This window comes from Flavobacterium sp. PL11, assembly GCF_035985025.1.
Classification (GTDB): Bacteria; Bacteroidota; Bacteroidia; order Flavobacteriales; family Flavobacteriaceae; genus Flavobacterium.
Genome location: NZ_JAXCIA010000023.1, coordinates 13312 through 36586, shown reverse-complemented (window position 1 = coordinate 36586; position 23275 = coordinate 13312). Strand labels below are relative to the sequence as shown.

General features: G+C 30.7%; 19 protein-coding genes, 1 tRNA gene and 1 riboswitch. Of the genes, 6 read left to right on the top strand and 14 right to left on the bottom strand.

Annotated features, from left to right (window positions below):
* Positions 1-19: 19 nt before the first annotated feature.
* The 12 genes from RCH18_RS12185 to RCH18_RS12130 all read right to left on the bottom strand — a co-directional run bounded on the left by RCH18_RS12185 (position 20) and on the right by RCH18_RS12130 (position 15030).
* The gene (locus tag RCH18_RS12185) at positions 20-787 is read right to left on the bottom strand and encodes a glycoside hydrolase family 25 protein (RefSeq protein ID WP_326937034.1); all 768 of its coding nucleotides are present in this window, start codon (positions 785-787) and stop codon (positions 20-22) included.
* A gap of 21 nt (positions 788-808) precedes the next feature.
* Positions 809-1549, bottom strand: a complete 741-nt coding sequence (locus RCH18_RS12180; RefSeq protein WP_326937033.1) for an N-formylglutamate amidohydrolase — start codon at positions 1547-1549, stop codon at positions 809-811.
* A 23-nt stretch (positions 1550-1572) separates the two neighbouring features.
* Positions 1573-1989, bottom strand: a complete 417-nt coding sequence (locus RCH18_RS12175; protein ID WP_326937032.1) for a hypothetical protein — start codon at positions 1987-1989, stop codon at positions 1573-1575.
* A gap of 1 nt (position 1990) precedes the next feature.
* The gene (locus RCH18_RS12170; protein WP_326937031.1) at positions 1991-2380 is read right to left on the bottom strand and encodes a hypothetical protein; all 390 of its coding nucleotides are present in this window, start codon (positions 2378-2380) and stop codon (positions 1991-1993) included.
* Positions 2381-2391: 11 nt separating this feature from the next.
* A complete protein-coding gene (locus tag RCH18_RS12165; RefSeq protein ID WP_326937030.1) occupies positions 2392-2988 on the bottom strand; it encodes a hypothetical protein in 597 nt (198 codons plus the stop codon).
* 82 nt (positions 2989-3070) lie between these two features.
* On the bottom strand, positions 3071-3880 hold the full coding sequence (locus RCH18_RS12160; protein ID WP_326937029.1) for a hypothetical protein: 810 nt from the start codon (positions 3878-3880) through the stop codon (positions 3071-3073).
* Positions 3881-3939: 59 nt separating this feature from the next.
* A riboswitch (SAM-I-IV-variant riboswitch) is annotated at positions 3940-4038 on the bottom strand.
* A 122-nt stretch (positions 4039-4160) separates the two neighbouring features.
* Positions 4161-4574 carry a DUF3293 domain-containing protein gene (locus RCH18_RS12155; protein ID WP_326937028.1) on the bottom strand — a complete coding sequence of 138 codons (414 nt, stop codon included), beginning with the start codon at positions 4572-4574 and terminating at the stop codon, positions 4161-4163.
* A 98-nt stretch (positions 4575-4672) separates the two neighbouring features.
* Positions 4673-6469, bottom strand: coding sequence for an AlbA family DNA-binding domain-containing protein (locus RCH18_RS12150; RefSeq protein ID WP_326937027.1), 1797 nt, complete (start codon positions 6467-6469; stop codon positions 4673-4675).
* Positions 6466-7032, bottom strand: a complete 567-nt coding sequence (locus RCH18_RS12145; RefSeq protein WP_326937026.1) for a hypothetical protein — start codon at positions 7030-7032, stop codon at positions 6466-6468. The genes RCH18_RS12150 and RCH18_RS12145 overlap by 4 nt, the downstream gene beginning before the upstream one ends.
* An 18-nt stretch (positions 7033-7050) precedes the next feature.
* On the bottom strand, positions 7051-7611 hold the full coding sequence (locus tag RCH18_RS12140; protein ID WP_326937025.1) for a GIY-YIG nuclease family protein: 561 nt from the start codon (positions 7609-7611) through the stop codon (positions 7051-7053).
* Between the two features lie 116 nt (positions 7612-7727).
* Entirely contained in the window at positions 7728-11597 is a 3870-nt protein-coding gene (locus RCH18_RS12135; protein WP_326937024.1) for an Eco57I restriction-modification methylase domain-containing protein, read from the bottom strand.
* A gap of 1 nt (position 11598) precedes the next feature.
* Complete coding sequence (locus RCH18_RS12130; protein WP_326937023.1) at positions 11599-15030, bottom strand: helicase-related protein; 3432 nt, start codon at positions 15028-15030, stop codon at positions 11599-11601.
* Between the two features lie 727 nt (positions 15031-15757).
* Here RCH18_RS12130 and RCH18_RS12120 point away from each other — a divergent pair.
* Positions 15758-15833 (top strand) — tRNA-His (locus tag RCH18_RS12120).
* Between the two features lie 292 nt (positions 15834-16125).
* Here RCH18_RS12120 and RCH18_RS12115 read toward each other — a convergent pair.
* Both RCH18_RS12115 and RCH18_RS12110 read right to left on the bottom strand, forming a co-directional pair.
* A complete protein-coding gene (locus RCH18_RS12115; protein WP_326937022.1) occupies positions 16126-17244 on the bottom strand; it encodes a GTP cyclohydrolase in 1119 nt (372 codons plus the stop codon).
* 48 nt (positions 17245-17292) lie between these two features.
* Positions 17293-18195: a transporter gene (locus RCH18_RS12110; RefSeq protein ID WP_326937021.1), complete on the bottom strand. Its 903-nt coding sequence runs from the start codon at positions 18193-18195 to the stop codon at positions 17293-17295.
* Between the two features lie 132 nt (positions 18196-18327).
* Between RCH18_RS12110 and RCH18_RS12105 the strand changes: the two genes are divergently transcribed.
* From RCH18_RS12105 to RCH18_RS12085, 5 genes are all read left to right on the top strand, one after another.
* The gene (locus RCH18_RS12105) at positions 18328-18612 is read left to right on the top strand and encodes a DUF4834 family protein (RefSeq protein WP_326937020.1); all 285 of its coding nucleotides are present in this window, start codon (positions 18328-18330) and stop codon (positions 18610-18612) included.
* A 46-nt stretch (positions 18613-18658) separates the two neighbouring features.
* Positions 18659-21073, top strand: a complete 2415-nt coding sequence (locus RCH18_RS12100) for a YfhO family protein (RefSeq protein WP_326937019.1) — start codon at positions 18659-18661, stop codon at positions 21071-21073.
* 360 nt (positions 21074-21433) lie between these two features.
* Entirely contained in the window at positions 21434-21664 is a 231-nt protein-coding gene (locus RCH18_RS12095; RefSeq protein ID WP_326937018.1) for a hypothetical protein, read from the top strand.
* Positions 21664-21870: a hypothetical protein gene (locus RCH18_RS12090; protein WP_326937017.1), complete on the top strand. Its 207-nt coding sequence runs from the start codon at positions 21664-21666 to the stop codon at positions 21868-21870. The genes RCH18_RS12095 and RCH18_RS12090 overlap by 1 nt, the downstream gene beginning before the upstream one ends.
* A gap of 112 nt (positions 21871-21982) precedes the next feature.
* Complete coding sequence (locus RCH18_RS12085) at positions 21983-23275, top strand: glycosyltransferase family 4 protein (protein WP_326937016.1); 1293 nt, start codon at positions 21983-21985, stop codon at positions 23273-23275.

The following is a 23275-nucleotide window of genomic DNA, read 5'->3' as shown; positions in this document are numbered from 1 at the left end:
CAATTTTTAGATTTTTATTTTAATAACATATTGTAGTTAAATCTTCCTTTGTTCCATTAAAGAGATTATAATCTACAGTTCCTTGTATTCCAGTTTGTTTGTATTTATCAGTCTTTTGCCAAAAAACAAAGTTTTTATTAGGCTTAGATCTAAAATCGCTCAACCAAAGATGGATTTCATTGCCGTATTTGGCTCTTAAAAACCGATTATAGTAAGCAATCTCACAATACACAATTGGTTTTATTCCAATTTCTTGTTCAATTGTGCTTATAAATGCTGCTATGTTTTCTTTTATCCAAGCATCTGAATGCATATTTTTACTAAACTCAACATCTAAAACCGGTATAATATCTCCTTTTTGGAGCTTTAGGTTTTTTAGAAAATGATGGGCTTGTTTTTTTCCTGATGATTGGTAACTAAAGAAGTGATACCCTCCAACTAAAATCCCTTTGTTCTTAGCTTCTTTGATGTGTTTCTCACATTTAGTATCAGTATGCGAACTACCTTCTGTAGTCTTGAAGATAATGAAGTGAGGTGGATTTTCTAGTACTTTATCCCAGTTAATATGTTGTTGGTGATGCGATAAGTCTAAACCAAAAATATGTTCTTCTTCATTTTTTGGAATTTTATCAATCAAAGGGTCCGATACTATTTGATTGCGATAAATTGCTTTTTCGGTTAAATATTTTTTTGCCGTGAGTATCCCTTTTCTGTATTTATAACTAAAAATTGCGGATATTGTGAGTAGTAGTATCGTGATTGCAACAAGTATTAAATATTTCTTCATAGTTTTAATTGATTTAAAAAATTATAAATTTCGAATTCCTTCTAAAAAACCCTGAACCACTTCTTTAGTTTTTTGATAATTTTCTGATTTTTCATTTGTAGGTTCCTTTAGGTACAATCTTCGGTTAACTTCTAGCATTATTGCCTGTACATTTTTGTTTTTCTGATAGTGCTCCATAGGGACTAATGCCCCGCTGTAAGGCGTATTAATTCCTAACGAATAGCCTAAATCTTCAAAATAAGCTTTTGAGAAATCTATTAAGTTTTGCGGCGTATGATAAGCATCTGTCCCAATGTTATAATCAGGATTGTCTTTGCCTTGTACTAGGCTTCTTTTTAATAGGGTAGAAGGGAACGAATGGCAATCAATGACAATTGCTTTGTTTGATTGGTTTAACGCTTTTAGCACCGCTTCATTTAGCTGTTGATGATGTGGTTTATAAAAGTTTTCTATTACAAAGATCCTTAGCTCTTGGGTTACTTTTCGCATTAGATCTCCGTTGTCTAAAGTTTCATATAAAACTCCCATGCCATATTTAGCCATAACTTCATGCTCGTCGTCAACAAAACGTTCTGCATCACAAAACAAGCGAGAGAAAGTAGCGATGACACTAATATCTCTTGTGTTACTAAATAAATCATCTGTATGCCAATCTGTTAATTTACCAATTTCTTCATCTAGAATTTCTTGACTTATGACGTAACCCTCTTTTGAAGGAATTACAATTGAGGAGTGCGGAATGTGTAATATTAATTTTTGCATTTTTTAGATTTTATTTATAGTAGTTATATTTTATTGCTTTTCCATAGTTTACTATATTTCTTGAGTCCTGCGAACTGTTTTTTTACTTTTCCTGGCATTGCCTCATAATCATAATCGTACAAATAATATTCTAGATGGTCTAGATGGATAGTTAAGAGAAATATTCTTTTACTAACTAGATCAGATTTTTTACTTATTTTACGAATTAAATAATTCTCTTGCCGCCGAATTTCTAACAGTTCATATAATTGGCTAATGGTTTTATCCTGTAAGTCTATATCTAATAATTTGAATTCTTTAGCGATAGTATGGCGTTCACTGGTCAAACTAATACGGTCATTGTTTTCATTCACGTATGATGTTACAAAATTCATTCTTTTATGATAAAGTAAAAATTTTTCTAAAAACGAAAGTTTATGAGTCGGGAATAGGTCATCCATTTTAAATATTTATTTTAGGATTTATTTCGTTTGATTTTTCTAGGCAAATAGTCTCGTCTTGAAACACTATTACTGTGCGATTTTGATCAAGGTCTTCCATCAACAGTTCTATTAGATGAATAATTGCTTTTTTAAGAAGTGGCTCAGCTACTGGAAATTTAGGATACTGAATAAACTCTAAAGTAACCGATGGCTCTTCCTGTCCCAGAAAAACAATTTCACAAAGTGTAAGTTTTACACTCAGAACTACATCAAATTCTTTTTTAATTTGGTGCTGTCTCTCAAATAACTTCTTTTTAAAGTCACTTATTAAAATAATTTCATCCGAATAACCTTTGTGCAAACCAATGGTGGCTTGAGCGGTAAAGGTCTTTGAAACACTACTTTTCATATTTATTCTTTTTAGTTAAATTTACAATCTCCATAAACTTTCTCATTATACCATAAAGCATCTCGATGCAACTTATAATGCATATCTAAACCACTAACCGTGTAATGTACATAGGTATCATCTATTTTAATAATTCTAGGGTTCAGGTTGAATTTTTCTGGTTCATATAGACGCAGTGACTTGAACAACCTATAATTGGCGTCTTTTTCAAAAGAAGTAAGATTTGGATCACTGTACCACATATAATTCCCATCTTCTAAAATCATACCGTCAAGCCAGCTGATTTCCTTACAATCGGGATGCTCGATATTCACTTCACAAATTATATTATCGTTATAGTCGGTAACAATTTTTTCAGTAATAAATGCAAAGTCTTTATTTAGTTGCATGCCGCTAGGAATAAGCACCTCATCAGCAAACGTTCCAAATTGACCAGAGAGCATCTGTAATTCAGGAGCTACTAACAACACGCCATTTGTTTTTAAATGAATCTCGTTAAAATCTGTTAAATGGTGTAATGATTCAAATCGTTCTGTAATGCTTGATACTTTAATTACTAATGTCGAAAAAAGGGGTTTTAAAAAATCGGAATTGGTATACGTCAGCATATTTATAATGTGTTTATAATTCATAATTCGCCCTGTCCTTCTTGAAAAGAATGACATTTAGGATAGTAGAAATAAATATTTTTTAGATGAAATGTTGGATAGATTGTGCGATAATATGACCATTTAAATCCAATAAGACTCCACCATAAGGGATGCTGTTCAAGAATCGTGGTTTATTATTCACTTTTGGTAAGTAATAAGCCGAATCTGAACTTAATACCAAAGCTAAATCCTTGGGTCGATTTGATTCAACACTGATTTTTTCATAAACTTTTTCAAAATGATAGAGTAGTAGCGACTCTTTTTTATCCTTATCTTCCAATATTTCACTAGTAATTGATAGAACACTTCCCGGTAAGTGATCTGCTGACGATTCATCTTCAACTAAGTGAATAGGAATTTGGGTGTAACAAGGCGATTTAGGATGTTTCAAAATAAAATAAGGGAATTTACCGTAATAACCTGAAAGCTTATTAATAGTGAATACGAGATCGTCATCAAGAAGTAAAGTTTTACAATTGAAGTTTTGTAATTCTCTTCTTGTTTTTTCATCTTCTTTTGTATTCCAAATCAGTATAAAACGAGCTTGGGTTTCTATTCTGAAAGTTCCACTTCCTTCATGCAAACTAAATGTTTTTCCCATGAATTGTTTTTCACTATCAAATAACAAAATTTCGTAAGGTGTTACTCCGGTAAAATCAAGTTGTGTTGTGAGAGCGCTGTGGCTGATTTCGATTCCTAATGGAGTGAATTTGTCCTCAATCAATGGCGACACTACTAAATTGCGATTTTCGCAAATATGCCATTGTGTTTTTAAGCCTACATAATGATCAATATCGCTACCTGATTGGTGCTGTACGATTTCTTTTAACTGAATACTTTTAGTATACATAACATAACAATTTTAAATTAAAATTTTTGCTATGTCGTAAAATGCGATAAAGAATTGTGGTTTCTCAATACATTTGAACGACTGTCCCGCATTCTAAGCCACCGTGTCTTGAGTTGATCGGTTGGCATTACACAGACGTGTAATTCTTGATGCTTTTGCAAATCTTATAAAAAAAATTGAGTTGTGCAAGTAATCGTAATTTAAATTGTAAAATTTTATTGTTTTCTCTTCTTTAGGTGATAATTACTTGAGTGTGAAATGTAAAGATTGTGGTAAAAAATCACACTAGTTTTTCTAGAATTATAAGTTCTGCCATTTCATTAATAGTACCAAAAACAATAGCATTTTGTTTGTATTTTTTTCCTAACTCAATTGACTTTTCTTTTGAAATATTGCAAACAAAATAACTTTCTTCTCCAGGCCAAATACCTTCTGCATCTTTTCCTTCTCCTATATGATTAGGATATTTTTTAATATCCTCTAGTAGTTGATTGTTCAACGTGGTATTATCTTCAATAGTGAAATTACTAGCAGACAGCGGATTCCATGCGGTAATATAACACCAAGATTTATAGTTTTTCTCTTTTAAAAAAATATTTAATTCTATATTTTCTTTACCAATATTAATTAGTAATTTAGGATTGAATACATGGTAATTTGTGTTACTGTATGCTTCTAATAATTCTTGATTCATAGTTTGTTATTTATTATTTTATAATAAGTTGATATATTTACAATCAACTATTTCTCTTCTTATTAAAAACGTAGTAGTTCTAATTGCATAGAATAGTACTATATTATATCTCTTTTCTTTTTCCAATGATTACTATACTTCGCAATTAGTTCTTTCATAGTTTGGACTACACCTCTATAGTCTTGATCTCCTTCCTTTATTCCTAGAGTGCTGGAAGTTTGATTTTTAGTGAATGTTAAACCAGTAATTAAATGGGCTATAAATTCTGGTAAGATGTTTACTTCTAAAAACAAACCATCTAATCTGCTATTAATTAAGACATTTCCCTCTGCATTTAATCCCGTATGTGTACTAATATCTCTGACTCTATGTGCTTTTATATATGATGAATTCGTTTTTAAATCCTTACTTTGAAAAACTAAAAAATATTCTTCTGGAACACACTGAAATTCAATAAGATTTGATGCAGAATTATATCCGTTGCTGTAGCGTTTACCTTCTTTCTTAGCTGTTTTACTGGTATTGTTTTTATTAGAAATTAAGTCGTACGGAATTACGGTATTCACGCATCCTGTATCGTAGACCATTACAATTCTACCTTTTTTACAACTGTTGAAAATTGGAATTTCATTAAAAATATCCAAGGCAACTGCAGGTTTCTTTTGAAATGACCATTCACCAGACTTATAAAGTGTCATGTATTTCCAAATCTTATCCTTTTCAAAAATTTCTTCAATTTCGGGTAAATTAAATGTTGGAATATCTTTTATAACCTCAGTAATTTTTGCTTCTGTATACGCCTCTTTTTCAATATCCAAATCAATACTATCGTTAGCATTGATTTCTATATTCTCTATTGGTGCATTTCTTAATTTCAATCGATGTTCCACAAAATAGGTAATTTCATCTCCTTTTAATAGTTGGGTCATATTACCTGTTCTTTCAAATAGTTTAAAATTATGCACAAAAACGGGCCTTTGCACTTGGCTTATCTTTATAATTAAATAATCTAATCCTGATTGGTTAAAAAAATTAAATTCCAAATGACTATTTGAAACTCCACCTATTCCGAAACGTACAGCGCTTCTAATTTTATTCTCGTATCCATCCATATTTAATTGATAGGAATAAGTATCCGTTTGACTAGAATTAAGATGAATATAATCCTGATTTATTCCACGAATTTTACCACTATCATCTATACCAATATACAATTCACCACCAGCAGCATTCTGAAAACCTGCGATTGTTTTTAAAATATAGGAAAGCTGTTTATCTATGTTTGGTTCTATGGAACCCGCAGGATAAACAATCGTACTTTTAAATTCTTTGGTTGCTGATTCGAAACCAAATAAACTTTCTGTTCTCGGATCTTCCGAAATTTCCAAAGTAATAGATTCATTATTACTTTGAACTAAATCTCGTGGATATTCAAAATCTAAAAAACTTTTATTATATCCCTTATCATTAATTTTATTTACTACTAAATTGAAAATATCACCAGTTTGATGTTTCGGTTCATTTAATTTGGGATAGTAGCGATGGTACAATCCAAAGGAATCGTTTAAATTATAGAATCCAGCTTGCGTTTTGGAATCAACTTCGCAATTAATAACTTTAAAAGCATACTCAGAACCTAAATCCGCATAACAAAAATTTAAAATATCTTTCTTGTTTTGCTCTAGTAGAGGTAACCCTCTAATACTTATATCTTTTACGAAACATGTTATTTTATCTGGAAGGTTAAAATCTTCCCATTCTAATTGATAATCGAAAGGTTTAACTCTATACGTTTCCTTATAGCCGTCAGATAAATATATATATTTAGTGTCATTTTCTTCTCTAATTTCGACTACTTGAAAAGAGTAGTAGTTGCCCGGAATGTATGTGGTCATATTTTTATTTTTTTTTCAACTAGTTCCTCAATTTCTTTAAATGTTACTCCATATAAACCAAGTATTTCTTTAGCTTTTAAAATATTTTTCTTTAAATCCTTTTTAGCATAATACATCACAAATTCGAGATTGTTGAATTGCAATTCTTCTAAAGTATATCCTTTATGTTCTAACTGAAGAACATGCCACTGCGTATAATTTATAGGCAGTTTTATACTTCGTAAAATACTGTCGTTTTCAAAAAAAGTGGTTTGAACTTTAAATATCGTTTTACCTATTTGTAACTCATTACCACGAATGATACATTCTATTTCCTTACTAATTGTATTATCGATTATATCTTTAAAATAAAAAAAATCAATGGATGCCTTGCAGGTATTTATTGTTTTGCAATCGATTGTTATTTTGACACCAGGTACAACTAACGTTAACATATTATCGGTGATGGTTAGTTCTAACACGGTTTGAATATTGTACTTTGATTTCCTACCTAAAGCTTTATTTATATTTTTTAATTCTTGCACTAAAGCCTCTTTTTTAACGATAAAACTAGAGTGATTCATAGAAGTTCAATTTAAAAATTAGTGCGTTTTAAAACTATTCCATTTGGTTTGTAATCTGCCTGCAATATAAACTTCCATAAAGTACAAATCATAATCTTCGGTTTCTGGAATGACAACCAAAAAATAATTTTTTATTAGCTCTTGCTCTCTTTTTAACATCGCTAAATCTAAATGCATTCTGCCTTTTACGTGGCCTGAGTTAATTTTAGCTTGTAGATAAGCTAACGAAGCCTGATTGTGATTATTTCCTCTACTATGTTGAGAAAGTCTTCTAAAAATGGTTCGTGAAATTCCAATATAAATGGGTTCAATTTGCTTATTCGAATTCATTTCTCCAAAAATGTACAAGCCTTTCAACTCATTATTACATTTGTTTTCTAATTTCATTTTTGCATTACATGTAATTTGTAGTTTTTGTAAAAACTGATCATGCCTTTTATTACTACTCTCTTCGTACAATTGATGAACACGCAAACAGCTATTATCCGAGAATCGATCTTGAATTAATAGTACTGCATCTTCACATTTTTGTAATAAAGTTTCAAAATTGATTGGTGATTTGTTTGTGGTTTTATTCATTTCTAAATTTTTCAATGTCATTATCCTTGAACTTAGCAATATAGTATAGCTATTTCTGCTCTGCAAATTTCCAACTTATATTCATACAATAATTTTTTGCCTTAAACACTGTTTTTTTACTCAATTACAAAGTCATCATATTCCTCAATATTTAGATTAAATTTCGGATCAATTATTAGAACTTCGTCATAGGTAAGTTCATATAATTTGTAAACCATCATGTCAATTTGGTGTTCTAAATTTAATGTACTTAATTTTAAGTCAACTTCTTTGATACTAATAATTTCTTTTACGCAATTAATCAAAGCACTTGGTCGATTTTTATTTGTTATAGGTAACTGCGATAGAAATTGAGTCTTATAAGCATAAAAACCACCTGCTTGAGGTGTCGTTATTTTTTTATATATATAATCCAGTAACTTACTATTTAAAATCCCTAGTAAAAAACAGTAATTTTCAAAACTGTCATCTTTTGGAATAATATGATAAGTTTTTGTATTCCCATAAAATTTATCAGTAATCACGAAATTATTTCTATCTGAAATTTCAGGAGTAATTATTCTTAATTTATCAAAATTCAAATGGTTCCTTTGATTCCATAACTCATACCAAAGTTTGGATGAGTTATCAAAATAATTTCTACCATTTAAAAGTTTCCGATTCTCTTTTAAGTAATTATAACAATTGGGATAATTAATTTTTAACAAGTTTTCGGGGATAACTTTTGATGTTTTATCATATGGATATATTACATAATTCTTTGACCAGTTTATTGTGTATTTTTTTAAGTCCTTTCCCTTTAATATTTGTTTTATGACATTATTTTCGATTTTTAATTCTTTTACATCCTCCTGACTAATATAAAACACTTCGTCCTTACCAGAAGCAATTCCTTGAAATATTTGGTTGGTAAATTCTAATAATGGTTTTGTGTTTTTTGTAAATTTCAATAAAAGATTTGTTATTTGATCATCTTGAAAGTTCCAAACCTTGTTTTTTAATTCGGTATTCCTGATTTTTATTACTTTTTTTATATTTGAAGTTACTAACTCATTTAAACTATTATCAAAATCAGCAACTGAAATTACTTTATTCTTGCCATATTGGTGATAATTGAATTGATAATCTATTTTTTTTATACATTTGCTAAAGATAAAAATCCCTGTATAATTTGTTGCTCCGTCAAATACTTGTATGTCTGCAAAGTCTAAAATTGAAATTATCTTAAAATTTGTCTCTATATATTTTCTAATTTCTTTTCCAAAATCTTTTTTTAAAAAAGTGGTTGGCTGAATATAAGAAACGACACCGTGCTCTTTTAAAAAGGCAAAAGCTATCTCATTAAATATAACGTAAATGTCATACTTCCCTTGAGCCGAGTTGTATTTTTTAAGTTTTCTCTTATCTTCAATTGCAAGTTTTTTAAACTCAATATAAGGCGGATTACCAATTACAATATCAAAACCATTTGACAAGTCAAACATCCATTCTTTATCAAAGAAAGGAGAGGAGACATTTTGATCATACGGATCCCAATTGGCTAATAATTTTGCCGTCTCATTACCAAAATCTTCTGCCAATAAACTGCTTATTTTTTCTCTAATTTCTTTGTCTTCCTCTCGTAGTTCCCTTTTTCTGCTAGGGCTTTTTATACTAAATAAACTATGTCGGACTTTTTTGAGTTGTTTTTCTAACTTTCGTACTTCTTTTTTATCAAATAACGAACCTGAAAAGTCCCCTTCTTTTGGTTTATCTAGACCTATTAAGGTATTTGCGGCTACAAATTTGGTTTCTAAATTGGGTAGTGGTCTAATTCCAAAATCTTTTTTAGACTTATTTACTTTTTGATCTACTACTAATGAAATAAAGAAACGCAGTTTAGAAATTTGCGTAGCAATGGGCTGTATATCAACTCCATAAATACAATTTTCTATCAGGTATAATTTTCGACCATAGTCTAAATCGTTGTCTGCAAAAGAAGCTTCAATGTCTTTAATTTGAGATTTTAACTCACTAATGCTTTTGTCTTTTATTTCGGTATCATCCAATAATTCCAACTCGTCAATTGCTTTTTCTACTTTATCAATTTGACGTTGTTTCCATTCTTTGTTATTAGGATCAATTTTGTGTAGTATATGCACCATTTTCTGCAAAATTCCCATAGGATATGCACCAGAACCACAAGCAGGATCTAATATTTTGCAATTATCTAAAGCAGTAATTATCTTTTTTTGAATTTCAGGTTGCCCTTCAAATGGGTTCTCTGCACTGTAGGAAACGAGATTGTGCAAGAGTAAGTCTAAAGCCTCTTCATTATCTTTAAATGGATTTTCGTCAATTTTTTGTTCAAATGCTAATTGGCTTTTCTTTATCTCATTGCCAAACAAAGCAATTTGTTTTTTTCCAAGTTCCACAAAACCGACCTCTTCTTTAATTAATTCATTTTTTAAGTAAGCGATTAAACTTTCTTCTACCATGTAATTCACAATTTCACGTGGCGTGTAAAACGAACCTGTCTGTTTACGAGCGGTAGTTTTAGTTTCAGGATTGTAGGATGCTAACAGATTTTCAAAAACTTTACCCAATAATTCAGGATCTAGTGCTACATCTTCATCAATTGGAGTATTCTCCGTAATTGTAAATTTGTACGATTTTAAAATATTAATTAACCCTCTCGTTTTAGAGTTCTTAAATTTAGCATTGCCATAATCTTTACTCAAATCTACTTCTTCCTCGGCATCAAAAAACAGAAAGTCAGGTACAACCAAACTATTGTCTTCTCGATCAGAGAATCCATCGTTGTATGTAATTATATTTCCACCTCTTGGCCCTTTTGCGGTAGGATGCGGTTTATCTAAACATTCAAAAAGACCACCGTTCATAAAGGGTACGGTATCTTCCATTAATTTAATGAATGCTTCGGGATTTTTGAGATACGATTTGTACCGCATTAACTGCGTTGCGTTAAGATGCTTTCCATCAGAACGGAATTGTCGATTGCCTTGCGTTTGGTTTAAAGTAGCAAAGAATAAGTTTTGTAAAATAGCACGATAATATTTACTACTGTATTTACCATTTGCAAAAATACCTTGTGGTTTATCAGGTGTGAATCCATCTATAAACTGTGATGCAATTTCTTTTTCGTCAAAAATTTCCTCCGGAATTAATCCTTTTTCTTTGATGAACCAAATAAAGAGTATTCGAGTCAAAAGCCGAATAACATTTTTACCTTTATGTTCTTTAAGAGCTTCGGCATAAGCGTCTTCATCTAAAGAAAGTTCAATTTGATTGGGTTCGTTAGGAAAATTAACTTCCTGAATTGCCCAGAAATACCAATTTGATAATTCGCTATAAAATGTTTTGTTTAGTATAGAAACGCTCAAGACCTCTTGCCAATATTTGTATAACGTTGCAAAGTCTGTAACTGCATTTTTACCGCTTCTTGAAATTTTTAGATTTTGTAATATTCGATCATGACCAGAATGGACGTTGGTAACGTCAATATCTCTTAATAAAGAAACCTTACCTATTTTGTCGCCTTCTCGCCATTGTTGTTTAAATTGTGTTCTTTCACTATTGGCAAAAGCGATATGCTTACCATATTTAAAGACAATTGTAATAGGAGTAAACTTAAATGTTCTGCTAAATGCTCGTGCAATATCAGATAACTGTGAACGGGTTGGTAATAGGTTTTTATCTCTTTGGTTGAGTGTAACACCAAATAATAAAATTCCATCATAGTCTGCTTTCAGAGATTTAATCTCTTCTAAATTGTTGAAAGTTTCGTTTTGCTCAAAAATAGCGTCGTTGACAATACCGTAAGCATACACTTCATCTATTAGCTCGTTGACATTATTTTCGCCAATGACATCAGACGCATTTGCAGGTGCAGCTGATATCTCATCTACGGGTATATTTAATTTTTTGAAAAATTCTTGTAAGGCTTCAATAAATGGTTTGTTTTTAAAATCTTCTATTAAGTTCATGTTAGCTTATAATTAACCACGTTATTAAATCAAAATTATCAAATTCATATTTTTCAGAAACATTACCTTCCGTTTTGAGTTTATCAATCGTTTGTTTTGGATTAGACTTTAGTTTGTTTAAAAAATCTAATCCAGCTTTCGACATGACTTCCTTTTTTGTGCCATCTTCCATCTCCACTTCTTGTTTCGCTTGATTGCTAATCCATGTTCTCAAAGCGTGAGTTAATTTTGCTATTTCAGTTTCATCTCCACTGTCAATAGCAACAGGAACGAATCGAGGCGAGGTATAGTGATTTGACAGCTGCTCCAAAACTATCTTCTGATTATTGGAGATTTGATTACCCTCCTTATCGATATAGATTAACTCGTAGGAAAGATAAACGAAGTTTGGATTGTACTTTTTTTGTGCAGGATAACCTAAAAGTGCAACTATTCCATTTTGCATTTCTTCAGTTCCTTCGACTTTAAAACCTGAAAACACTCCGTTGGGCATATTTTCAAATTCTTTATTTTTTTCCTTAAGCATAGCTTGCAGTTGCTGACGATAATTATCAAAAGAAAAATCGTCAAACCCTAAACTTTCTTCTCCATCTAGTTCGTCTAAGTTATTTTCTAATTGACGTAACATATTTGCATTTTGGTGATCTTCAAGACTATTTGCTTCTGCCATATCGTTAAACTCCTCGGTAAAGTCGTGAATCACTTCTGAACCTGAAATTTTCATAATTGCCATTCTCTTTTCGACCCTCGATTTCAAATTGATATAATCATCAATATCCTTTGCTGGCCAAAAATTAATGGACTGTATTTCATCATTTGGGGATCCAATACGATCAATACGACCAACTCGTTGAATGACACGAACAGGATTCCAATGAATATCGTAGTTAATAACCATGTCTGCATCCTGTAAGTTTTGACCTTCGCTTAAAACATCTGTAGCGATCAAAATATCAATGGGATTCTCGATTTTAGATTGTGTGGGAGTGTGTTCTTTTTGGATGTATTCTTTCCATTCCTTAAAACTCTCTTTGGGAGTGAGATCAATTGAAGACAATTCAAAATTTGTCCAATTCTTTTCTTTAAATAATTTAGTATAAGGTGCAAATCGTTCTAATATCTTTTCATGTTTTTTACTTGACTGTTCCTCATTATAGATTTTATTACCACCGCCAGTAACCATTGCAAATTTATCAAATCCTCGCAAGGCTAACTGGTTAAACAAATATTCTATCGTATCCTTATACGCAGAAAAAATCACAACTTTTTTATTACTTGATTTTTGTTTTTCGACGATAATTTCAAGTAGACGCTGCAACTTATTGTCTTTTGAAATTATGCCACTTTCTTTCTCAAACTCTTTCTGAAACTGATTGACATTATCTATTATGTACTTTAAGTTTTTCTTGTCTTTTTTAATAGCATTCTTAAAATCTTCCAAGTTGCCAGCTTGATCTATTGCCGTTAAACGGATTGGATTTTTTTTACCTAAAGTGATATCATCTATCGCACGTTGCTCTTCATCATCTTCATCATCAGTACTATCTGTACTAAAATCAATTCCATCTATTGTGATATCTTCACTGCCTTTTAAATTTTGATAAGCATTTATTTTATCTAAGGCATTATCATGATGTTGGTAAATACGTTCAACTGTAATTAAAAATGAGCACCAAGAGCTTTCCAGTCTTTTAAGCATCAAGATCATCATCATTTTTACCAAAAAATGTTCTCTTTGTATGTCATCTTTTAGAACAGCGTCTTTCTCGCTTTTTTGACCTTTTCTCTTTCTATCGGCTTTTTCAGATGCTAGCTTATTTCGGTCCTCTTTTGAAACGGTGTAGTAGGAGGGTTGATAAGCAGATAGATTTAGTTGCAAGTTTTCCATCAACTCTGCAAAGTTTTCTACATCACCAAAATGAAGTGGTGTTTCAAAAATATTTATGGGTTTTTTATGCTTTGGAAAACTGAGCGATTTATCAAAATTAGCTTTGACAGTTTTACGAGTTCGAGCTACCAATAAATGATCCGTTAATCTAAAAAAAGCGCTGTCTTTAATTTTGCTGTGGAAGTCAGAAAGCTTTGCATTAGGCTGTTTGCTCCACTCATTAAACACTTTTTGAATATCTCTAAACGTGCTATCAATATTATTGACATCTAAAGTTTCTTTAAACCCATTATTCTCTCCTTTAGACATTAGTTTAAATTGATTTCGAATGTCTTTAAAAGAGTTGTTTATAGGTGTTGCAGATAGCAATAAAATTTTAATATCACCTTTTGATTTTTGTAAAATTTCTTCAACCAAATACTTGTAACGACTGCCTTTGTCATTTCTTAAGTTATGACTTTCGTCAATTACAATTAATTTGGGCTTATCATTTGTAAAAAAGTCTTCATTTAGGCTACTAGAATGCATACCGCCTTCTCGTAAATCAGTATGGAATTTAACTACATAGTCGAGTTTATCATCTTCAAAAATTGAGTTTTGCCTTTTTAAATATTGAGTCCAGTTCTGCTCTAATTTTTTAGGACTTAGAAGAATCACTTCATCACCTCTCATTTGGAAAGACTTCATTACTGCTAACGCACTCCAAGTTTTACCTAAACCAACAGCATCTGCCAGAATTGCTCCATTGTATTTATTGAGCATTCTTATTAAGCTTTTTACTCCCCCTTTTTGAAAATCATATAATTTAGAATAAATCGCTGTCTCCTCAAGTTTAATTAACTGTTTTTCAATTTCAGCATTATCTTTTTCGTTGTGAAACAATTCAAACAAAATCTTAAAATAGATTTGTTCAGGTGTGTATATATTGAATAACTTCGAAATTTCTTCAATCAAGTATTGCTTAAAATCTTTTTTGGACTTATTTCCTTTCTCATCAACAATTGTTTTGCTTGTGTGACATTGTGGTTTCTCCCAAAGCGAATCAAACCAGATTAATAGCTCTTTGTATTGATTGTTATTACCTGTTTCTGCTATATTCAATTCGACATTACTTGTAGTTTTCATACCAAATCCTGCCTCTGTTAGATTAGAACTACCAGAAATAAAATAATGATTTCGATCATCTTCCTTAGCGCTTTTTAAGTAAAGCTTAGCATGACAAAAATTTGGTTCTAAAGTCTTCGCATGAACCTTGGTAAGCTTAAGAAACTCTACTGCTTCTTTAGCTAATTGTTTTAGTCTAAAAGAATTATCTATACTTAAATTCTCATTTAATAGATCAAGTGCTTTTAATTTTTCGTCAAAATTTACAATTTCACCCAATACAAAACGATAATTTTTAATTCTATCTTTTGTTTTAGTGGATAAATAAGCAAGTGCTCCAACTGTAAAATATCCTGTAACAATATCTAATGTTCCATCTTCGTTATATTTTGTGATCCACTCATGAACTTTCAGGTTCTCGTTTTCGTTGTCTAATATCATTCTAATTTTAAAATTAAATTTTTTTATTGAGAATTAATCTCAGATTTCTGCTTACGAGTATTAACTTGGAAAAAGATATTTGATTTTCAAAAGTTGTCAAAAATTTTATTCTAGTCAATTCTCATAGATCTATTAACCTCTTCGAAATTTTAAATTAATTCTTTTTTACGTACGCATTTTTTTATTTTCAGCGATAAATTTTTATCCAGATTATATACTTTGCTTTTATTGAAGTCATTGAGCTAAATCTTATTATGATCTATGAATTATTGAAAAACCATAAAATAACTATTCAAACATAGTAATTTTAAAGTAAATATTGCAATGGATATTGAATTAAAATACAACTTATTTTAACCTCAATTTTATAATTAACTTAATGATAAGAACACCTATCAAAGTTATGATTCAACAGTGAATATTTCTTTTTTTAGATTAGTAAGCCTTGTGGCACACTTAAATAAACAATGTTTTCTTCTCTTTTTTAGCACTATACAATCAATTTTGAATATCCCCAATTAGCAGTAAAAACTTCCTAGAAAGCTTATATTATCGCTCTAGAGATTTAGGTAGACTTTCTGGAGTAGAACACGCCAGAGGTTTTAGAGTAGAAAGATATTTGGTAGTCAATAGCTTAGCAGATTTGAAGTAAAATTGATATAATTTTTTGAAAAATTTATTTGCAAAAGTAAACTTATATCGTATCTTTGCCACCGCTAAGCAGTATGGTGGTTGTAGCTCAGTTGGTTAGAGCATCGGTTTGTGGTACCGAGGGTCGCGGGTTCGAGCCCCGTCTCCCACCCAGAAAGTAAAAGCCTCTCAGAAATGAGAGGCTTTTTTTGTGGAGTACATTTAGTACTATTATTTTAATATTTATTGATTCAAATATTTGATTTTTTCATTGTAGCAAGATGAGAGATTTCAAATGTGATTATAGAGAATTTAAATATTGATACATTTCTTATATGTTTTTTTTCAAAGCAGTTTTATCTAATTCGTAGTGCCTATCTGTGTAATAGATGTTTAAAATTCATTTTCAGTCATTTTAGAACTTGGTTTTTGCTTGATGACTTTATAGTGGTGATTAATAAAACTTTATAAATCTTTTCTATAAGTGCATCTGCGTTTATGAATTTCAGGATGAAAATGTTTCCATAAATTTAAACTTGCAGCATTGTCAGCTAATTCAGGTGTTCGAAAGCAATTTAAAATTCCTATTTCTTTAAAGGTTTCATAATACTCTTTAAAAATGACTGCAGTGACCGCTTTGTTTTGATATTCTGGTAAAACTCCAATTAAATAAAATATGACATCTTTACTAAATTTACGTGCATATAGCATCCTAAGGAATCCAAAAGGAAATAGTTTTCCATTTGATTTTTGTAAAGCTTCGGTAAAAGAAGGCATCACGATGCTAAAGGCAATAATATTATGATCCTTATCTTCCACAAATTTTATAAATTCGGGATTAATAAAACTGATGTATTTTTTTTTGAAATATTCTTTTTGGGTGTCTGAAATTGCCACAAATGACGATAAAGAAGCATACGATTTATTAAATAAATCAAACATTTTATCTACGTAAGGCATTACCTCGGCTGTTGATTTAAAATTTAAAGGACTTAATTGATAGCGTCTTTTTACTAAGTCGTTTGCTTTTTCAAAAAATTCTAGTTTTACATTTTCAAATGGAAATTTGCTTTCGATGTATTCTTTTTCCTTTACATAACCTAATTTTTCAAAATGAGTTGCATAGTATGGAGCGTTATACCAAGTAATCATTGTTCCTACTTGATCAAATCCTTCGGTTAAAACGCCAACTTTATCTAAGTTTGAAAAACCCATTGGACCTTCAACATATTCTAAGTTGTTTTTTCGACCTAGTTCATATACTTTTTCTAAAAGCATTTTTGTAACTTCAATATCATCAATAACATCAAACCAACCAAAACGGACTTTCTTTTTTTGTTGATCGTTTACTTCACTCCAATTGATAATCGCTGCAATTCGTCCTACTACTTCATTATTTCTCTTTGCAATATAGAAATAAGCTTCGGCTGTTTCAAAAGCTGGATTTTTCTGTTTGTCAAAGCCTTCAAGTTCATCTACAATAAGTGGTGGGACCCAATATTTATTGTTTTTATATAATGTAAATGGGAATTTTATAAACTCTTTTAACTCGTTTTTGGTTTGTGTTTCGTGTAGTGTAATCATTTTATATTTTAAATTCTGTAATTATATTTTTAGTTTACTGCTGTTATACTATTTTTTCTTATCATCATCTTTGTCAATTTTCACTCGTACTTCTTTATAATTTCCATCAAATCGCCATGATAATCCTAAACCACCATAAAGAATGGAGGGCGTATTTTTTAGACTATTACTAACCGAAGCGTCAATTTGAAAATTTTCATTTATCAAGTAAGCGGCTCCACCTCTAATTATTGCATCGCTATAAAAATTACTTTTATAGCCCTGATTTTCGATAAAACCTGACCATTTATCATTAAATCCTCTTGTAAGGGTCAGCACATATCCATGACTTGGGAATTCTGTTGTAATATAATTGGCGATTATATTAGTTACAAAAACCCATTTTCCATCACCAAAATGATTCTGAGTGATGAGCATAATTTTTGGAGATACGCTGGATTCAGGCGAAAATGAGTATGGGTTATCAGAAAAACTTAAATTAGCTCCCGCAAATACTGAAACAGCTGGGATTAATTGATGCCAGTTGAAAGCGCGATTTGCTTTCCAGCTGTATAAATTAATTTTCCTTTTGTAATTAAAAAAGGGGTCATAGATTAAATATTTTACTCCTAATACTGTTTGCTTAAAACCTGATTGCTGCTCTTTACTAAATCTGCTGGTTTGCTGTTGATTTTGGTATTGCAAATTTGCAATAACTTCTAACCGCTCTTTAAAAAGTCCCCATCTTAGCGTCATATCAACTCCAAAGCCATTATTTTCATATTTAAGTAAGTCATGATTTTCATGAATTCCGTATACTCCAGTCTCGACTTGGAAAACTGATTTACCCACTGAAAATGCTGACATAGTTTCACCAGGCCGATTAGAATTTATCTGATCTGTATATTGCCCATAAAAAATAATTGGAAATAATAATATTATATAAAAGCGAATTTTATTTATTTTATTCATACTATTTTAAATTTAGAGAGTAACAATGCCTTCCAAATGTACTATATTTTATCATTTATTTAAGAATGATATTTTAATTTTGCCCTGATGTATTGATCAAGTTTTATTAATTTTGAAGAAAAATACTAAATTATGCAAATAGCTTCATTTACTGGCTTTTTTAAAGCGATTATCTATATGATTGCTTTCTATTATATATTCAGATTTTTAGCAAAATTGTTTCTCCCTTTTATATTAAAAAAAGTAGTTCAAAAAGCAGGTCAAAATATGCAGCAGCAACAGCAACAAAGACAGCAGCAGGATACTTGGAATAATACACCAACTCAGGACGAAGTCATTTACAATACAGCTAATGCTAAAAAACCGCGCGAGACTAAAAAAGTTGGTGAATATGTTGATTACGAAGAAATAGATTAAGTTTGCCATTTTATTAAATTATTTCTTTAATCCAAATATTGTTAAATTGAAAATATTAAATAAGTTCTATCCGCACGTTTTAGCCATATTGGGTTTTGTCTTAATTTCTCTTATTTATTTTTATCCCGTACTGCAAGGAAAACAAATCTTTCAATCAGATATTGTGCAGTATACGGGAATGGCTAAAGAACAAAACGATTTTAGAGCGTCAGATAATGTGGAACCTTATTGGACGAATTCCGCTTTTGGTGGGATGCCAACGTATCAATTAGGTGCAAAATATCCTCATGATTATATGGGTATTATAGATGATGCATTGCGCTTTTTACCACGTCCTGCTGACTATTTATTTCTCTATTTTTTAAGTTTTTATGGCTTGCTATTAGTACTGAGAATTGATCCACTAAAAGCCTTTATTGGTGCTCTTGCTTTTGGATTTTCTACTTATTTAATTATAATTCTTGGTGTAGGACATAATGCTAAAGCGCATGCAATTGCTTATATGCCTCTAGTTATAGCTGGTTTTATTTTAGTTTTTCAAAAAAAATATATCATAGGAGGATTGCTGACTCTTTTTGCGACAGCATTAGAAATTAGTGCGAATCACTTCCAAATGACTTATTATTTATTGATATTCTTATTGATACTCTCTGGATATTTTATTTATCAACAAGTAAAAGATAAAGATTATAAATCAATGGTATATTCTTTTGCAACCTTAGCTGTAGCCGGGATTTTTGCTATTGGTGCAAATGCTACCAGTTTATTAGCCACAGCTGAATATGCTGATTTTAGTACACGAGGCAAAAGCGAATTATCATTTAATCCTGACGGTTCTAAAAATACAAATAGCAGTGCACTTACTCGAGATTATATAACAGAGTATAGCTATGGAATTATGGAAAGTTTCAATTTGATTGCACCAAGGTTGTTTGGTGGATCTAATAGTGAAGCAGTAGGTAAGGACAGTCACATGTTTGAATTTATGATTGGCAAAGGAGTTCCAGAAGGCCAAGCAACTGATTTTGTGTCGGGAATGCCAACTTATTGGGGTGATCAACCCATTGTTGCAGCTCCAGCATATATAGGTGTTGTTGTTTTCTTTTTAGGAATTTTAGCCTTATTTATCGATGAACGTAAAATAAAATATGTCTTTCTATCAGGTGCCGCTGTTGCTTTGATTTTATCTTGGGGAAAGAATTTTCCATTGTTAACTAACTTTTTAATAGACTACATTCCGTTATATAATAAGTTTAGAGCGGTCTCTTCTATTCAAGTAATTCTCGAGCTTTGTTTTCCAGTTTTAGCAATTATGGGGTTACAATCCTTTTTTACTTTAGATAAAAAAGCGCAGGGGAAAGCATTGTATCAAAGTGTGAGTGTCGTTATAGGGATAATTGTTGTTTTATTTTTAAGTAAGAGTTTGTTTAATTTCTCTGGTGGTAGCGATTCCTATTTTCAAGAAAGCTACGGCCCTGAGTTTGTCGATGCCTTGAAACTCGATAGAATGAGTTTATACAGTACTGATTTACTGCGTTCTGCTTTTTTTATTTTAGTAGTTGCAGGAGTATTGTGGTTATCTATCAAGGGACGATTTGTTCAAAATACGGCAATTGTAATAGTGGGTATTTTAATGATCTCTGATTTATTTTTTGTTGCCAAGAATTATGTATCTGCAAAAGATTTTGTTAGTGGTAGAGAAGTGCAAGTTCCTTTTCAAGAATCACCATCAGATACTGAGATTTTAAAAGATACTTCTAATTATAGAGTATTTGAGGTTTCTGGAAATTTATCTAGTGCGCGAGCTTCTTATTTTCATAAATCTATAGGAGGTTATAGTGCGGTTAAACCAAGGAGAATGCAACAATTATTTGATTACCAAATTGCGAATAACAATATGGAAATTTTAAATATGTTAGATGTTAAATATGTTATTCAGACAGATAAAGAAGGCAATGAATTTCCAACTTCAAATCCAAACGCTAACGGAAATGCTTGGTTTGTGAGTCAAGTGAAATCAGTTAATTCAGCAGATGAAGAAATGAAAAAATTAGCAGGTTTAGATTCTAAAAATATAGCAATTATAAACACAAAGGAGTTTAACATTAATAATATGGTTTTTGTAAAAGACTTGGCCACAGAAATAATTTTAGCATCTTATAAACCAAATCTCTTAACATATACCTCAAATAATGCTAATGCTGGTTTAGCTGTGTTCTCTGAAATGTATTACGGAAATGGCTGGAATGCTTATATTGATGGCAGTAAAGTAGATCATCTTAGAGTCAATTATGTGCTAAGAGGACTAGAGATTCCTGCAGGAAAACATACAGTTGAATTTAAATTTGAACCTCAAGTAATACAAACTGGAAGTACAATAACGTTAGTGAGTGGTTTTGGAATTTTGTTACTTTTAGTTGGAGGGATTTATTTTGAAAGAAAGAAAAGAATTCAGATTTAAGATTTTTGATTAACGAATGCTGATTATTAATTTTCTAAATCTGAAATCAAAAATCGTTAATCATCAATCATCAATCTCCAGCTGGGAAACATAAAGTAGAATTTATGTTTGAACCTCAAGTGATAAAAACTGGCAGCATGATCGCGCTAGTGAGCGGTATTGGAATTTTGCTTCTTTTGATTGCTGGAATTTATTTTGAAAGAAAAAAAGGAATTAAGATTTAAGATTTTTTTAAACGAATGCTGATTATTAATTTTCTAAATCTGAAATCAAAAATTGTTAATCATCAATCGTTAATCGTTAAAATTTGATAAATGCCATTTAGCAGTTGGGACTGGGCGATTTCGATAGATAAAAACGATGCAATTTATTCCAGGTTGGACAGATTTTACTTTAGATTTAAATTTTAGATTGGATAGTATGATTTCTGTTAAAGGTTTAAAAAATAAGCCTTTTGCAGCACTCTTAGAAAAAGCAAATATCATCGATATAAATAATTTGATTATTGCAAAAAAAACAGCCAATAGACGAAAGGATCAATTAGATGTTGTAGAATTAGAGAAAGTAAATAATAATAATAGGTTAAAATAATGAAAGAATTATTCAGTTTAAAATCGTTTCAGCAAATAATACTATTTTTGTTTTTATTAGGTTTTACCATCGGTATTTTAACTGGTACTTATCTTTTCACTGGAAAATTTAAAATCTATTTTATAATTCCCTCTCTTCCAGCTTTATTTTATATTTCCAGAGAATTGTATAGAAATGTCACTTCATTTATTGTGGATTTAAAATAAATTACAAATCAGTAATTCCTCAACTAATTTGTCATTTGATCAAGAAAGAATCTAAATAATAATTACAGAGATTCTTCCTTCGTCAGAATGACAAAATAATAAATAACTTATTTTGTCTCAAAAAAAAATCTTAATCATTACCTATTATTGGCCACCAGCGGGCGGTCCTGGCGTACAACGCTGGCTTAAGTTTGTCAAATACTTGCCTGACTTTGGTATTCAACCCATAGTTTATATTCCTGAGAATCCAACTTATCCTATTGTTGATGAAAATCTGGTAAAAGAAGTTTCAGATAATACAATTATTCTAAGAAATAAGATATTTGAACCCTATCAATTAGCATCTTTTCTTTCGAAGAATAAAACTAAAAAAATAAGTTCGGGTATTATTCCAAATCAAAAAAAACAGTCTTTTTTAGATAAAACCTTTCTTTGGATTCGCGGAAATCTTTTTATACCTGATGCGCGTGTTTTTTGGGTAAAACCATCCGTGTTTTTTTTAGAGAAATACATTTTAGAAAATAATATTGACATCATCATTACTTCTGGGCCACCACATAGTTTACATCTTATTGGTTTAGAATTAAAAAATAAATTAAATGTAAAATGGTTTGCTGATTTTCGCGATCCTTGGACAACTATAGGTTATCATAAATCTTTGAGATTATCCAGCTTTGCAGCGAATAGACACAAAGCATTAGAACATCAAGTTTTAAATTCAGCCGATACTATTATTGTAACAAGTAAAACAACGAAAACCGAATTTGAAGCTATTACAACAAAGCCAATAGCTGTGATTACGAATGGTTATGACACGGAGCAAGTGGAGAAACAAACTTTAGATAATAAATTTAGTTTGGCTCATATTGGTTCTTTTCTATCTGAAAGAAATCCTTTGATATTATGGGAAAGCTTGATTGAATTAGTAAATGAAATTCCCGAATTTAAATCACAGTTAGAGATTAAATTAATAGGAGCTGTTAGTCAAGAAGTCTTAGAAACTATCAAAGCATATAAGCTCGATTCTTACCTCAACAACTTGGGTTATATTTCTCATAAGGAAGCGATAGCACATCAAAGGAAATCACAGGTTTTATTGCTTATCGAAATTGATTCAGAAGATACAAAAAGTATAATTCCTGGAAAATTATTTGAATATATGGTTTCTGGCAGACCAATAATAGCAATTGGCCCTAAAAACTCCGATTTTGCTGCAATTATACAGAGTACAAACACAGGATCGTTTTTTAAATATTCAGAGAAATTGAAATTAAAAAGTGTAATTTTGGACTTTTACAATCAGTTTTTAGAAGGAAAACTACAATCGAATGGAGTGGGTTTACAAAAATATTCCAGAAGAAGTTTAACTAAAGAATTGGCACAATTGCTCAATTCTCCTTTCTAA

Coding starts and splice junctions, on each gene's coding strand:
- RCH18_RS12185 (WP_326937034.1), bottom strand. CDS start 787: ATGAAGAAATATTTAATACTTGTTGCAATCACGATACTACTACTCACA.
- RCH18_RS12110 (WP_326937021.1), bottom strand. CDS start 18,195: ATGAATAAAATAAATAAAATTCGCTTTTATATAATATTATTATTTCCA.
- RCH18_RS12160 (WP_326937029.1), bottom strand. CDS start 3,880: ATGTATACTAAAAGTATTCAGTTAAAAGAAATCGTACAGCACCAATCA.
- RCH18_RS12145 (WP_326937026.1), bottom strand. CDS start 7,032: ATGAATCACTCTAGTTTTATCGTTAAAAAAGAGGCTTTAGTGCAAGAA.
- RCH18_RS12165 (WP_326937030.1), bottom strand. CDS start 2,988: ATGCTGACGTATACCAATTCCGATTTTTTAAAACCCCTTTTTTCGACA.
- RCH18_RS12180 (WP_326937033.1), bottom strand. CDS start 1,549: ATGCAAAAATTAATATTACACATTCCGCACTCCTCAATTGTAATTCCT.
- RCH18_RS12095 (WP_326937018.1), top strand. CDS start 21,434: ATGCAATTTATTCCAGGTTGGACAGATTTTACTTTAGATTTAAATTTT.
- RCH18_RS12175 (WP_326937032.1), bottom strand. CDS start 1,989: ATGGATGACCTATTCCCGACTCATAAACTTTCGTTTTTAGAAAAATTT.
- RCH18_RS12140 (WP_326937025.1), bottom strand. CDS start 7,611: ATGAATAAAACCACAAACAAATCACCAATCAATTTTGAAACTTTATTA.
- RCH18_RS12150 (WP_326937027.1), bottom strand. CDS start 6,469: ATGACCACATACATTCCGGGCAACTACTACTCTTTTCAAGTAGTCGAA.
- RCH18_RS12105 (WP_326937020.1), top strand. CDS start 18,328: ATGCAAATAGCTTCATTTACTGGCTTTTTTAAAGCGATTATCTATATG.
- RCH18_RS12170 (WP_326937031.1), bottom strand. CDS start 2,380: ATGAAAAGTAGTGTTTCAAAGACCTTTACCGCTCAAGCCACCATTGGT.
- RCH18_RS12135 (WP_326937024.1), bottom strand. CDS start 11,597: ATGAACTTAATAGAAGATTTTAAAAACAAACCATTTATTGAAGCCTTA.
- RCH18_RS12090 (WP_326937017.1), top strand. CDS start 21,664: ATGAAAGAATTATTCAGTTTAAAATCGTTTCAGCAAATAATACTATTT.
- RCH18_RS12155 (WP_326937028.1), bottom strand. CDS start 4,574: ATGAATCAAGAATTATTAGAAGCATACAGTAACACAAATTACCATGTA.
- RCH18_RS12115 (WP_326937022.1), bottom strand. CDS start 17,244: ATGATTACACTACACGAAACACAAACCAAAAACGAGTTAAAAGAGTTT.
- RCH18_RS12130 (WP_326937023.1), bottom strand. CDS start 15,030: ATGATATTAGACAACGAAAACGAGAACCTGAAAGTTCATGAGTGGATC.